General features: G+C 27.0%; 11 protein-coding genes, 1 tRNA gene and 1 rRNA gene. 1 reads left to right on the top strand and 12 read right to left on the bottom strand.

All coding sequences use genetic code 11. The features are described from left to right. Positions 1–502: 502 nt before the first annotated feature. On the top strand, positions 503–976 hold the full coding sequence (bcp, locus tag ACTNBA_RS18705; protein ID WP_035135550.1) for a thioredoxin-dependent thiol peroxidase: 474 nt from the start codon (positions 503–505) through the stop codon (positions 974–976). A 117-nt stretch (positions 977–1093) separates the two neighbouring features. Here the strand turns inward: bcp and ACTNBA_RS18700 are convergent, their stop codons facing one another. The 12 genes from ACTNBA_RS18700 to rrf form a co-directional block, all read right to left on the bottom strand. Beyond that, positions 1094–3961, bottom strand: coding sequence for a VWA domain-containing protein (locus ACTNBA_RS18700; RefSeq protein ID WP_441075758.1), 2868 nt, complete (start codon positions 3959–3961; stop codon positions 1094–1096). A gap of 59 nt (positions 3962–4020) precedes the next feature. After that, positions 4021–5808 (bottom strand): BatA domain-containing protein, encoded by a 1788-nt coding sequence (locus ACTNBA_RS18695; RefSeq protein WP_441075756.1) that lies wholly within the window; start codon positions 5806–5808, stop codon positions 4021–4023. 11 nt (positions 5809–5819) lie between these two features. After that, positions 5820–6701, bottom strand: a complete 882-nt coding sequence (locus ACTNBA_RS18690) for a DUF58 domain-containing protein (protein ID WP_441075755.1) — start codon at positions 6699–6701, stop codon at positions 5820–5822. A 1-nt stretch (position 6702) separates the two neighbouring features. Then, positions 6703–7686 carry an AAA family ATPase gene (locus tag ACTNBA_RS18685; protein WP_441075753.1) on the bottom strand — a complete coding sequence of 328 codons (984 nt, stop codon included), beginning with the start codon at positions 7684–7686 and terminating at the stop codon, positions 6703–6705. Positions 7687–7700: 14 nt separating this feature from the next. Then, on the bottom strand, positions 7701–9242 hold the full coding sequence (locus ACTNBA_RS18680) for a DUF8809 domain-containing protein (protein ID WP_441075751.1): 1542 nt from the start codon (positions 9240–9242) through the stop codon (positions 7701–7703). Continuing rightward, complete coding sequence (locus tag ACTNBA_RS18675) at positions 9239–10108, bottom strand: ABC transporter permease (protein ID WP_441075750.1); 870 nt, start codon at positions 10106–10108, stop codon at positions 9239–9241. Before ACTNBA_RS18675 ends, ACTNBA_RS18680 begins: the two co-directional genes overlap by 4 nt. A gap of 12 nt (positions 10109–10120) precedes the next feature. After that, entirely contained in the window at positions 10121–11047 is a 927-nt protein-coding gene (locus tag ACTNBA_RS18670; protein WP_346849284.1) for an ABC transporter ATP-binding protein, read from the bottom strand. Next, positions 11048–13432, bottom strand: a complete 2385-nt coding sequence (locus ACTNBA_RS18665; RefSeq protein ID WP_441075749.1) for a DUF8725 domain-containing protein — start codon at positions 13430–13432, stop codon at positions 11048–11050. 285 nt (positions 13433–13717) lie between these two features. After that, positions 13718–14443: a viral A-type inclusion protein gene (locus tag ACTNBA_RS18660; RefSeq protein WP_441075748.1), complete on the bottom strand. Its 726-nt coding sequence runs from the start codon at positions 14441–14443 to the stop codon at positions 13718–13720. Positions 14444–14456: 13 nt separating this feature from the next. Next, on the bottom strand, positions 14457–14810 hold the full coding sequence (locus ACTNBA_RS18655; protein WP_441075747.1) for a hypothetical protein: 354 nt from the start codon (positions 14808–14810) through the stop codon (positions 14457–14459). Positions 14811–14986: 176 nt separating this feature from the next. Next, a tRNA-Phe gene (locus ACTNBA_RS18650) sits at positions 14987–15062 on the bottom strand. A gap of 9 nt (positions 15063–15071) precedes the next feature. Further along, positions 15072–15182: ribosomal RNA gene (gene rrf / locus ACTNBA_RS18645) — 5S ribosomal RNA — on the bottom strand; the annotation flags it as partial.

The raw sequence follows: 15182 nt of genomic DNA, 5'->3' as shown, positions 1-15182 counted from the left end.
CTCTTTTTTCGCTGACTTGTTAAGTCATTTATTTGATAGATTTCTCTATCGGAATTAACTGGTTTTACCTTTTTCTCTGTTTAATTTTCAAAGACCATTTGGTTTTCATTATCATCGATTACTTCCGACGACTCTTACTATTCTACTAGATAATCTCTTATCTGTCAACATTTTTTTAAGAAGTTTTTTTCTTAATTTCTTGTTGTTTTCTGCCGCATCTCTCAGCGACAAGACTTATCTTATCATGATCTTAAATAGATTCAATTTCATTATTTACCTATTAGCTAGATAATATTCATATATTCCTATATTTTTCACCAACATACTTCTATTTTCTTGTACTGATACACCAGGACAAGTATCCTTATATATGTTTACTATATATGTATATTAATCCTTTTTTCTAGACTTTTTGTATATTTTAATCCCCATTAATGTTATAATATTAATAATAGATATTAGTTAATTATTAGTATTAACTTTCTTTAGGAGGATGATAATAATGAATGATACATTACAATTAAAAAAAGCTCCAAACTTTTCTTTAATAGGTAGTGATAACAATACTCACTCAATTGGTGACTTCTTAGGCAAAAATATAGTATTATACTTTTATCCAAAAGATAATACCCAAGGTTGTACAAATGAAGCTATAAACTTTAGAGATAGCAAAGAAATATTAGATGAATTAGATACAGTAATTATTGGAATTAGTAAAGACAGTGTTAAATCTCATGAAAGGTTTATTGAGAAACAAGAACTTAACTTTCTTTTGTTAGCTGATGAAGATAAATCTGTTTGTCAATTATATGATGTTCTAAAAGAAAAGAATATGTATGGTAAAAAGACTATTGGAATAGAAAGAAGTACTTTCATAATAAATAAAGATGGCTACATAGTTAAAGAATTTAGAAAAGTTAAAGTTCCAGGCCATGTAGATACAGTAGTTAACTTCATTAAAGAAAATTTAGTATAGATATATCATTTAAAACATATTTTTAACAAAACATCTAACTATTTATATATAATTAAAATGAGCAACCCTTTCACTTACAATAAAAGGGTTGCTCATTTTTAATTTAAACATATATTTTTAATCTTCATTTCTCTCACGCTTCTTTTTTAATAACTCACCTGTGTTAAGCCCCCCATTTTGATTTTTGGATTTATCCCTATTAAGTCTATCTTTATATATGCTTATACGCTTTATATTAGTTTTTTCCTGTTTTATATCTAGCTTTTTTTCTTCTAGATCTGTTTTTATAATTTCTTTTTTAAATATATTTTCTTCTTCTTTATTTTTCTTAGTTAAACTACCTATCTTTTTTGCTTTTATAGTATTATTTTCTTCTTTGTATTGTTCTATTTTACTTGCATATATCTTTTCTTTAATGTTATAAAAGAGCTTCTTATTTATATACCTCTTTAAACCTAACCTTCTATAAGTTATATCAAATAAAAACAATAACATAGCTGTTATTAATAATAAATTAGTTATATTTCTTTTAGTATGGCCTTTATTGCTCTTTATCTCATATATATCCTCTACAGAATTTATAATTTTTCCTTCAGTATCTTCTACTAAAGCTAATAAACTATTAGATTGTTCTTGAAATTTATATTCGGGAGAATATTGATATGCAAACCCTCCTAATTGACTAGCTATAATCTTACCTTGTAACTCTTCAGTAATGTTAAAACTATAGAATCCCAATTCACTCATAGGTACATTTCCTTCATATTTACCAGGTGATACTTGTTTTAGTTCAAATTCTGACGTAGTGTTTCCTTCAAAGGTATACGCTCCTTTAACCTTCTTATTATCCTCATGATTGCTAGTCTCATATTGTACTTTGGCAATACTTCCTTCCTGTGTAATACTTAAATTTCCACTATTATCATAATCAATCATTGTCCATGATATTATATTACTAAAAAGTTGTGGTGTTTTTTCAAATGCTAATAAATCTTTACTCCATTGACCATTTACATCTGAAGTAAATGCTACTACTCTACCAATACCATATTGCCATGCTGCTAAAACTGGTTCATCCATATGAGAAGTCATTATCTCTATAGCTGTATTTTTTATAGAAGTACCTACATAACCAAAAAGATGTGGAAATTTCCCTTCATCTATAACATTATTCAAAATATCATGATGAGCAGATACTTTAGGAGTAAATTCTTCATTTATTAAGTATTCCCCAGTAGATATTAATATTTCATTTGCAAATATTCTTGGTACATCTGTATATATATCACTATGATAGTACCTCCCCCCAGCATTATTACTAAGCCATTCTAACAATTGATTATTACTATCAGTACCTATAGACACTGTAGATAAAGTCATTTTATCCTTCTTAATATCATTTATTAAAGCTTTATATTCATTTTCTCCCATACCATCTTGTCCATCTGTTAATAGTATTATATGTTTTATTTTTGCACTACTTTCTTTTTGCTTGTTATAAGCTTCATTTAGCGCTGAATATATAGACGTTCCACCTTCAGCTATAATACTATTAATTTTATCAGAAACCGTATCTTTGTTAGATAGCTTTTGCATAGGTACTGCCCAGCTATATTCTGTATTAAAAGTTACTACACCTATATTATCAGTTTCTCTTAAATTATCTAGGGATCTAATTGCAGCCTCTTTTGCTAAACTAATTTTACTAAAACTTCCTTGATCTGAAGACAGCATACTAGAAGATCTATCTAATACCAACGTTAAAGATATCTCCGGAATTTCATTTTTACCTTTTTTATCAGAGCTAACAGGAAGTATCTCTTCAAAAACCGAATTCTTATATCCTCCTAAAGCATAAGAATTATCTCCCCCTGTAGTTATAACTGCACCACCATAATCTTTCACATAACTTTCCACATTATCTAAAAAACCCTTAGGTAAATCGTCTACATGGGTATTGCAAAGAAATATTCCCTTATATTCTATAAGTTCATTTATAGATCTAGGTGCAGTACTAGGATTTATCATAGTATAACTACTACCTATGGTCTTTAGATTTTCTTCAAGTCCCTTTCCTTCACCAATTTTTCCTTGTATTACTAAAATCTCTGGTTTTGAAACTATATTAGTATATGTTGTATATTCATTATTATATGAAATTCCATCATTTTCTGGATCTATAACTACTTTATATGGTTTAAACCCACCTTTATGTTGAATATCTTTAAATAAAAATGTATTATCGCCCTTTTCTATATCAATTTCTTTTTCACTTTTTTTTTCTCTTCCTGAATATACCGATATCTTTGATTTTGTCTTAATATTAGATTTAATATTTACGGTTACAGAAAATTCTTCTCCTATAGCTACTTTGTCGAGTATATCTATATCTTCTATATATACATCTTCTACTTGTTCACTATCTACTTTATATACTTGAAAATCAATTTTATTATCCTTAAAATAAGTGGACGTTTCTAATATATCACCTTGATTTTCTTTTCCATCTGTAATTAAAACTACTCTCTTATAGTCACTATCTTTAAACATGCTTAAAGAAAATTTTATTGCTTCTTCTATATTAGTAGTATTACCAATTGGAGAAGTTTGAATATCATTAAAGCTTTTAGAGTAGGTAAGGAACTGTTCTATTTCTTGATTTTCACCAAAAGTAACTATTCCTATTTTATTATTTGATGGTGAAGCTTCTATAGCACTTTTTACAAATTCCTTTATTTCACCTTTATAATTACTCATACTATGAGATAAATCCAATAAAAATATGGTTGATGAATCCTTTGTCTTAATACTTATACTTATGTTACACATAGCAAGTATAAATATTGTTATAATAATAAACCTATTTATATTAATAAAACTAATACCCTTGTCTTTAAATTTAATCTTTTTAGATATCAAGTACATTACCATGAAAATTAGTGGTATTAAAAATAACAAATATACTTTTTCAATTTCAAAGTTCACTCCAGTCCCCCCTTTCTAATGATTATATAGCTATAAAAAATTAATTTTTAATATATACTTTAATATCCCTTTTTATACAAAACCCATTCCACAATAATTAAAAGCATAATTAAACTTATTATATAAGGTGTTATATTTAACATTCCTTTAATGCTACCCTTGTTATTTGATCTAGCTTCTATATCCTCTATAGTATCCTCCATTATATTTCCTTCCTCAATAGATGGAAAATTAATAGAGAATATTTCATTAAAACTATGATTATTATCTTCTATAGCATAAACTCCAAGCTCTAAATTTTCCTTTAATATACTATCATTCTCTATAGTATGCACTCTTCCACTGGGAGTAGTTAAAATTAATTCATCATATGCAAAGCTTCCATTTATTTTTATATCCTCGCCACCAATATAATTACTATTAACTATATTTCTATCTATAAGCTCTTCACATATATAATCAATAAGCATAGGAAACTCTGCTTTAAGTGGTAAATCAGTATCATGAAAATCAAAATTTACTACAGCAACTTTCTGATTATTATGTTTCCCGAGAAATAATACAGATTTATCTCCTATATTTATTAAAGACTTTGCCCATGACGGCATTTCAGTCTTCTTTATTTTAGATGCTATAAAAGTCATATTCTGAAGGTATTTAGGTATATCTTCACTAACTACCACAGCTTCTCCACCAGCTTGTTCACCTAATACACTAAATAAATTATTTTCTGTTGGATTAACTATTAAAATATTACCATCCTGAGGCATATATTCACCTAACATGCCATCAAAAATATATAAATTATATCTATCCTTTTCAGATATATTACTTATATCATTAGTTTTTATTACATCTGCCTTACTAACTACAGATAATGCTTTCTCCAAAAAAACATTTTTATTACTTACAAGCAATACTTTTTTATCATCATTATTCTTCATTACATGATAAAATGTATTATCTTCTAATATGGCATCCTTTCCTGATATTTCACCTTTTAAGTAATCTATATCAGTATCTTCTATATTAAAATTAAGTGTAATCTCTTCTCCTTTTTTTAATTCTATGGAAGTAGCTTCTAGTAATTCCTTTTCCCCATAAAGATAAAAATCCCCACTATAATCATCATTTCCTCTATTTGTTATGGTTGATATTATTGATACCTTTCCATCTTCTATTTTATGAGCAATATTATCTATAGATATATTAGATTTGTTTTTATCTAAATAAACTATTCTTCCATTTATATCTCCTATGTCTAACTCTTCATCAGTTATAAATAACACCTCATAATTTTTTAGCTCTTTAGTCATTGATTCAATTAATTTTATAGAACCCTTTAAATCCCCTGGACTAAAACTTTTAGTTATGCTGTCAATTTTATCTTTAACTAAGTCCTTATTTTCTGATGCTGTAACTAATACCTCCACATCCTTATTTGATGTAATAATAGATATCTTTGTGCCATTTGTAGCAGATTCTATATATTCTTTAGCTATAGCTTTTCCTCTATTGATACAGGTTTCCTCCTTATTTATACCTAACATACTAGCTGAGTTGTCTATTACTATTATTAAATCAGTATATTCCTTACCCCAAAATCTTATAAATGGATTCATAAGAGCTAATATAATTAATAATGCAATCAATATTTGGAGGAATAACATAATATTTTTCTTTAATTTTTCAAAAGGACTATTAACTTCTAGTGTTTTATATATTTCTTGCCAAAATATTAACGATGATACTGAGAGATCCTCAGATTTTTCCTTTAAAATATATAATAAAATTAAAAAGGGTATGGTTACTAAAAAAAATAATGGCCATATATTCAAAAAGCTCATAAATTTCCTCCTTACCCTAAAAGTTTATGATTAAATAAATCTGTTAAAATTATTTTTTCTATATCCTCTTCCGAATTTACCTTTATAAAAGCTCCACCATACTTTTTAACTATGTTTTTTAACATATTCTCATGTTCTTTTATCCTAGATTTATATAATTTTAATATCTTTGGTGTTATTGATACTTTAGCTTCCTCCTTAGTTTCCATATCTATAATATTCTTAGTTCCCATAATCTCAGGTTCTCTTTCTTCTTTGCATAATATTTGTATAAATACAACCTGTTGTTTTTTATAAGTAAGATACTTCACTATTTCTTCTATTTCTTCTTCTCCATTAGAAATTAAAAAATCCGATATTAGAATAGACATACCTATATTAGTAAATCTATTTTTTAATATAGTTGATTTCAGGTTTGTTTTACCACTAAACTCTAAGCTTTCTAAGCCATCTATAATCTTTATAAAAGATTCTTTTCCCCTTGACCTGTTAAATAGTTCAGTTCCCTCTTCCTTTAACACACTAATTCTTACCCTATCAAGATTATTAATAGCAATATAACTTAAGGATGCTGCTATTTTTAAGGCCATGTTTCCTTTATTAAATTCTCCAAAATCCATAGATTTGCTACAATCTATAAATATACTAAAGTTACCTTCTCTTTCTTCCATAAAAAGTTTTACAAATAATTTTTCAAATCTTCCATAAGCATTCCAATCTACCCTTCTAAAATCGTCCCCATGAACATACTCTCTAAAATCTGAGAACTCTACTGAAGTTCCTCTAGCTTTAGACTTCCGCCCTCCTTGAGTTCCTTTGGATAACTTAAGATTTAATTTTATACTAATATTATTTAGTTTTTTAAAAAATTCTTTATCAAATTTCCTGTTCATTTTATATAACCTTCAAACTTTTAATAACTTCTTTAATAACCATATCAGTAGTTATACCTTCTGATACAGCTTCAAAATTAAGGAATATTCTATGTCTCAACACTGCATATGCAATATCATTTATATCTTCAAAGGCCACATTAAGTCTACCCTTTAAAATAGCTTCTACCTTAGAACCATTAAAAAGACCTTGAGCTCCCCTTGGACTTGCTCCTACTTCAACATACTTTTTTACAAAATCATTAGAATATTCACTTTCAGGATGAGTTGCTAATATGAGTTTTAGCGCGTATTCTTTAACTGCCTCTGCCATAGGTACTTCTCTTACAATAGACCTCATAGCCAATATATCTTCACCTGTGAGTATACCTTTCAAATCTACATTGTTATTAGTAACAGTAATATCCATAATGTCCTTTAACTCATTTAAGGATGGAAAATCGACTTTTAACTTAAATAAAAATCTATCCATCTGAGCTTCTGGAAGAGGATAAGTTCCCTCCATCTCTATTGGATTTTGTGTAGCTAAAACCATAAATGGAATAGGTAAATTATATGTGGTTCTTCCTACGGTAACAGTTTTTTCTTGCATGGCTTCTAAAAGAGCTGATTGAGTCTTAGGAGTAGCTCTATTGATTTCATCTGCTAAAACTAAATTGGCAAATATAGGGCCTTGTTCAAATTTAAATTTAGTTTCTTCTTTATCCTTAACAATAAGGTTTGTTCCAACTACATCAGCCGGCATAAGATCCGGTGTAAATTGAATTCTAGAAAAACTTAGCTTTAAGACCTTAGAAATAGTTTTAACTAGTTGAGTTTTTCCAAGTCCTGGTACCCCTTCTAGAAGTATATTTCCTCCACATAAAATTCCTATTAAAACCTTTCTTATTACATCCTTTTGACCTATGATCCCCTTAGATATTTCAATTTCACACTTATTTATTTTCTCTACAGTATCTTCTATTAATTGTTTATTTATCTCCATTTTCCACCTCATCCTTATTTTAATTCTTCAAAGTATTTTTTTATTAAATCTTGCAGCGACTTTGGTATTGATTTATTTTTAAGTCCTACTATCTCACTATTAGAATATTCATGAATGATTTTTTCATAGTCTATAGAATCTCCAGCTATGTTTACTCCATTCTCTGTAGTGATACTTTGAGAATTTCCACCTTCTGATATATTTCCTTTTAAATTATCATCAGTACCTGTACTTCTATTTGGAAGAAATACTTTTTCACCATTGTTAAGCTTTCCTTCTCCATTTTCTTTATTTCCAGTATCCCATCCACTTCCATTTCCTGAACCACTACCATTTCCCATTCCATTACCTATACCATTGCCGTTACCATTCCCTTGGCCATTTGTTCCATTTCCACTTTGATTATTTTGTGCCCCAGTACCATTTTTATTATCTCCATTATCAGCATTGATAGAATCCTTACTTAAACTTATCAAAGCATTTTGTAACTTACTAAGATCTATATTCCCACTACTAATGGATGCTGCTGTAGAGGATAATGCACCTTTTAAATTTTCATCTGCTATATTAGCAGATATATTCTCAAGATTATTTGAAATTTCTTCTTTATCTTCATCTTTCAAATTCTTTAAATCTTCCCCTAATTTATCTAAAGCTTCTTTAATTTTATCTCCATCCTGAGAATTTATAGCTTCACTAAGCTCTTTCATTTTGTCAATTTTAGATAACTCCTTAGCTATTTTATTTAAAATAGCTAATTTTTCACTTGTTTGTTCTTTGTTTAAATTTAATTTTTTCAAAATATTCTGTATTTTTTCTTTACTATCCATACTATCTAAATTTTTCTCTATATTATCTAGTTTTTTCTCCAGCTTATTTAGAGCTTTTTCTGTATCTATTTTACTTTTACTCTTCTTTATTTCATCTATAGACTTATCTAATTCCTTTACTATATCTAACTTATCATCCTTTAATAACTCCTCACTACCCTTAGTGTCCTTTTTCTCATCCTTTATTTTTTCTATTACTTCTTTATTAAACTTCTTCATCTTTCTAATCTCTCTAGCTTGGTTTTTAGCAGTAGTGGGAATACATAAAATTATAATCAAAACTGTTAAAATAGCTATTAAACTATATAAATTCTTTCTTTTTATGTGAAAAGGAGTAATTTTTGAAATCTTAATTTCTCTTATTACCTCTATGGTATCTTCCTTCTGTGCATTTGATATGTTGTCATCCTTATTTATTAATTCTAATGAAGTAATTAATCTCTCATTAAGACCCTTAGAATCTAGCTTAAGAGCTACCTTTTTATTATCTGGTCTAAGCTTATACAAATATATAAATATATAAATACTAATAGATATAGTGAATATAATAAAGCATATTTCAAATAAATTGTATATGGGTATAAATAACCCTAATATACTTGCCATAGAGGAAATACTTAATGACACTATTAGTGACACTAGTAAATTCTCTATAAATACATTTAGCCTTATTCTTTTTCCACCTTTCTTTATAAACTTTGAAATTTGTTTATCTATATTGTTCATCTTCTCACCTTAATAATTGATTTTCTTACTGGATTTAATCTCCATGCTGAAAGTAATATTAGCAATAATGTTACTATTCCTTGATTTATTAAAGATATAACAAATATTTTATTTAAATTCATATAGTTTATTAAATCAGGAGCAAAGTATAAAATTCCATTCTGTTTAATTAGAATATATATAAACTCAATAGTTGGATTAATATACAACCAAAATGGTAGATTTATTGTAAATGTTGATATTGTATTATTAGATAATGCATCATAATAATCTCTACTAATCACAACAAAACCTATTATAATAGTTCCAATTACAATAAATAAAACCGTTAATATACTTGCCACCGTTGACGATTTTGAACTCTTAAATACAGTAGACATAAATATTCCTATAGATCCCACATATATAGTTGTACTTATAAAAAATAGTGTTAACATAATTAATTCTTTAAAACTAGTACCTCCAACTAAGAAGTTTATAGCATATATTGGCATAGTGCTAATAATTAATAAAGCAACTTTTGTTACAGTTGACATTAATTTTCCTAAAACTATTTTCATAGGTGACAGATTGGTTGAGAGTAAAATATCTAATGTCTGCCTTTCTCTTTCTCCTGTGATTGATGTAGCTGTAAGTACTGGTACTATAAACATCAATAACACCGCTTGCCCACAAGCTAAAGCAAAACTTAGTATTGTAAATTTACTTAAATCTATTCCCATACCATATTTATCACTATTTATAATAAAATAAGCCCACATAGCTACTATTGAAAGTATCCCTACATATAACATAACCATTAAATTAAATCTGAAGGTTCTAACTCCTACCTTGCTTTCATTCTTCAATATAGGATTAATTTTCATAATTCTTTCCCCCTACTTCGATTCTTTTTCAGTAATCTTTATGAATACATCCTCTAAATTTTCACTTACTTGAGTAAAAGAAACAATAGGTATATCCTTTAATACCAAAGCCTTAATAGTATTAGATATTTCTATTTCTCCTCCATTGAAAAAAACTGTAAGTTCTTTTGAATTTTCCTTTATATTTGTTATATATGGAAGTTCACTAAGTATAACCTTTGATTCCTTAACTTTATCTCTTACTATTATTTTTAATGGATTATTACTACTCATTCTGCTTAGTAAGTTATTTATACCACCGGAGTATATCAAATTACCTTCTTCTATAATTCCAACTGATGTACAAATTTCATTCATTTCAGAGAGTATGTGAGAACTTATGATAACTGTCTTATCCATGTCTTTGAGATTTTTCAAAATACCCTTCATCTCAAATCTAGATCTAGGGTCCATTCCTGAAGCTGGTTCGTCAAGAATTAACAGCTCTGGATTATGAACTAAACTTCTTGCAAGGCAAAGTCTTTGTTTCATTCCTCTAGATAATCCGTCTACATAGGCATGTTTTTTTTCTTCTAAGTTAACTAATTCTAGTAAATCCATTATCAAATCTTTTGATTCTTTTCCTACAATTCCATAAATAGATGCATAAAACTCCATATACTCTATAACTTTTAGGTTCTCATAAGACCCAAAGAAATCAGGCATATATCCGATTTTTTCTTTTAACTTTTTATTATCTTTTAAAGCATCTATCCCATCTACATATATTTCTCCACCATCAGCAGGTAATAGCCCAGCAATGATTTTCATAGTTGTACTTTTTCCTGCTCCATTAGGACCAATAAATCCAAATATATCCCCTTTTTTTAGATGCATATCTAATCCATTAACTGCTTTATATTTACCATAAAACTTTTCAAGATTTATTATAGTTAACATCTACTTCACCTTACCCTTCACAGAAATATCCGGAATTCTAGTCCACTCTTCATTATTACCATGAATTTTAATTTTAATATTTCCATCTAAGATGTAGTCTTCTATGTTAGTTATGCTTAACTCATCATCAAAATTTAATACTTCATAATCCTTAATCTTGTAATTGTAAATTTTATATTCACCCTTCATTTTGGAACTACCTTGAGAGTAATTCTTTTGAAAATTAATACTTTCTATAACTACATCTTCTTCTTGTAATTGATAACTAAGTATTAATTCCAAGTTTCCACTTATTGTTCTTTCATTAGGGTCATAATGTCCATCTACATTACTTTGTTCCATTATATACGGTACAAAATAACCATATGGATATTCTATAGTGCCATCTTCTGACTTATAACTTATATTTATATCATTTATGAATATAGTATCATTTTTATTCAAAGGAGCTTTACCATTTACTTTTAACTCATATTCTACTTCCTTTTCTGTAACCGCAATTAGTTTAGAAGTATTTTTATTATTATCATACATAGAGTTATTATATAAATAATCCAATAACTCACAAGTTCTTAACTCATACTTTTTATTATCTTTATTTTTATTACCATTATTATAATTATCATCTCTAATTTTATTAGTTATTTCCCACATATTTAATGCTGAGGTAAATTTATCACTATCCTCTACAGATATCTTTTCACCATTAGCTAAACTTCCCAAATCCCATATTTTATATGGAGTCATAACCACTAACTTTTTAATATCACACCCTAAGTTATTGGTAATATATCCCGTTAGCTTACCACTATAAAATTTCAATTCCTGCTCCAATGGTTCAAAGGTAGTATTAAAATTACTAACCTGAAAAACTTCCGGACTAAATGAAGACACTTCACCAAAATTATAGTATGTCTTATCCCCTTCTTTTATCATATTTAATCTCATAGTTGCATTTTCATTGCTATTATAATTATTATTATATCTATAATAGTCATTGGTATTTTCTATGAGATTTAGATTTATATCTTCTGGTTCTTCTATTACTACTTTTCTACTTTTGGCTGTTAACACCCCTAGATAACTCTCGATCTTTGTCTGTCCATCTAAATCTACTGATACAATATTTACTTTATTCGCTATAATGTCTTGTACCCTTGAATTACTACCTATAAAATATATAAGAACTGTAAACCCAATAGATATTATCGGTATTAATAACCATACATAATCTCTTTTATTTAGCCTCTTCAATACAATATAGATTAGTACACCTATAATTAATATATATATTATAAAAAGTATTATCATAAGCTGAAAAGATGGCAGACCTATATCCTTAACTGTACTTAATAATGAATTTAAATTCCAAAATCCTTCTCGACCATTGTCAATTTTATTATTAAAATCTGATGTTATTTCTCCCCATACTAAATTATTTTCACTTGATTTTGAAATCTTTTCTGTAGCTAAATCCCAGGGAAATACAATAACCTGTCCATTTTTCTTAATAACCTTGCTTATAAAATTATTATCCTCAAACAAGCTCATAGAATCTTCGATATTCATTTTCACTGCTAATACATTTAAATTACCTTCTCCAATACTCATGTCCCGTGATATGGCTTCAGAAAAAGTACCATTTATAATTTTATTATTAATACCACCTATAACCTTTTTATAATTTTCTCCCGTACCAACTACTAAAATTCCTCCATTAGATACCCATTGATTTAAATTAGTTATATTATCCTCTGTTAATTTTAGCGTATCATAATTATTTATAATTATCATATCAATAACATCTAAAAACTTAGAATTTTTCTCTATAACTTCTTCTGATATACTAACTGGAATTAACTTTTTATTCCCCCTATCAGGATTATTATTCATATTGACATTAATATTAGATATATAATTTAAACCATTAAAATCATCAGTCAATACACCTACTAATATATCTCCATCATTTAATCTTCCTTTATTAACATTGATTGTTTCTTCATGTATAACTTCATTATTATCTGTAATTAACCTTACTTTAAACTTATTCACAATATTTATGTTGTACCACAAGCTCTTAGTTGTATTTTCAGCAATATTTATACTTTCAGTATTTAAATCATATTTATTTGTATCTGGAACCAATGTTTCAATTTGTATCTTCCCCTGAAACTCCACCCCATTGTTTGTAATCACTAAATTGATAGGAGTTTTACTATTAATTTTATATCTTCCATCTACCCCATAAGAAGCCTTTAAATTTATGTTATATTTATTATCTATTGCACTTGCTATATTGAAATTTAAAATATTATATATAAAAATTATACTTAATATAGTCAGTATGAACCTGGATTTTATTAATTTATTTTTTAAAATCATTAATTTACCCCCTAATTAATCTAAAAACATCTATTATTTATTTCTAATCTATAAATATATTTAGTTTAAATTGAATATATTTATTTTTATTTATTTTTATTTACTACATGTTTAATTTTAACATAGTTTAATTAGTAAATTTATTACAAATACATTACAATTTATTTATATATTACTTACAATTTATTTACGAAATAATTTTATAAAAATCTATATAAAATATATATTTATAAAAAAATGTAGATAAGTTTTATTTATATAACCTATCTACATTTATAATTATATTTATTTTTTTTGTAATTCTTCTTCAGCTTTTTTCTCTTCATTTTCATTGTTTTCTAATTTATCAATTTCATTCTTAATTTTATCCTTCATCCTATTAGCATTTTTATTTATATTTCCTATCTCATTGGATATCTTAGATTCTATATTCAATATACCTTTACTTAAGCTAGTTAATTTTTTATTATTATACGAATTAGAATTTTCATTGGGCTTAATATATCCTGATTCAACTTTTAATCTATTTTTTATCTCTTTTAATCTATTTATATATTCAGTAGAATGACTTATCTCTATTAGTTCATTCAAACTAGCAGATATTATAACTCCATCGTTTACTTCATCCTCATTTACTTTATTCTTTTCTGCTTCTACTTTTTTTGCTTCAAGTTCCTCTTTTTTCTTGTCTATTTCTTTTTGCTTCTCATTCATTAATAATTGTTGTATTTGAGCCTCTACTTCTTGGATTTTACTATTTATTTCTTCCATCTTATACTTTTTTTCTTCTGGACTCATCTGCTTTTCTCTTAAAGCTTCCTTTTGGTGCAATAATTCTTGCTTTATCTTTTCAAAATTATTAAGTAGCTCATTTTGATTATTTTTATTATTGAATTTCAAACTTTTACTTTCTTTGTTCTCTTCATCCACTTTAATATTTTTAAACAATGCACTTGTTTTGTTAATATTATTATTTTGTGATATGTTTATTCCCATTGCATTTATTTTCATTTTCTTTATCTCCTTATTTATTTATAATGGTATTTAAAATTTCTTCTTCTCTATCTATATACTCTCTAACTTCTGGATTATTTAATAACTTTTCTCTTACAACTTCAGTTATTATTCTATTCTCATTCATTAAATCAATTAGACTTTCGGCCACTATAATATCTCCTTCTGGCTCATTATCTTTGTCTACTTTTTTTATATTATCTTTAGTTGGTTGCTTTTTAAATTTATTTAATTGTTCCTTAAAATTTTTATTCTTGTTATTATTTAAATCATCATTAATTCTATTTGATTTATTAAGCTTTTTAACTTTCCTGTTTTCATAAATTGCAAGTTTTTCAGTATCAAGATATGTCCTATCTACCATAATACTCTCACTCCTATCAAACTCCATTACTTAATTATCGTATTCTTATATTTTATATTAATAGAATAATTATCCAAAATCCTAAAATAAATAAAATTTAATTGATTTATACTATAGCTTATATTAGTTATAAAAACCCAATAAAAAAAGAACCTAGATTATAAAATCTAGATTCTTGGTGGCTCGAGCAGGAATCGAACCAGCGACACGAGGATTTTCAGTCCTCTGCTCTACCGACTGAGCTATCGAGCCACGTTAAAAACCTGGCAACAACCTACCCTCCCACACAGCTTCCCGTGCAGTACTATCGGCCTCTTGATGCTTAACCTTCGTGTTCGGTATGGGAACGGGTGTATCCATCAAAAGCATAAT

Origin of the sequence: Clostridium sulfidigenes, assembly GCF_052067195.1 — a bacterium.
Lineage (GTDB): Bacteria > Bacillota > Clostridia > Clostridiales > Clostridiaceae > Clostridium_J > Clostridium_J sulfidigenes.
This window is presented reverse-complemented; position numbering and strand designations above follow the sequence as displayed.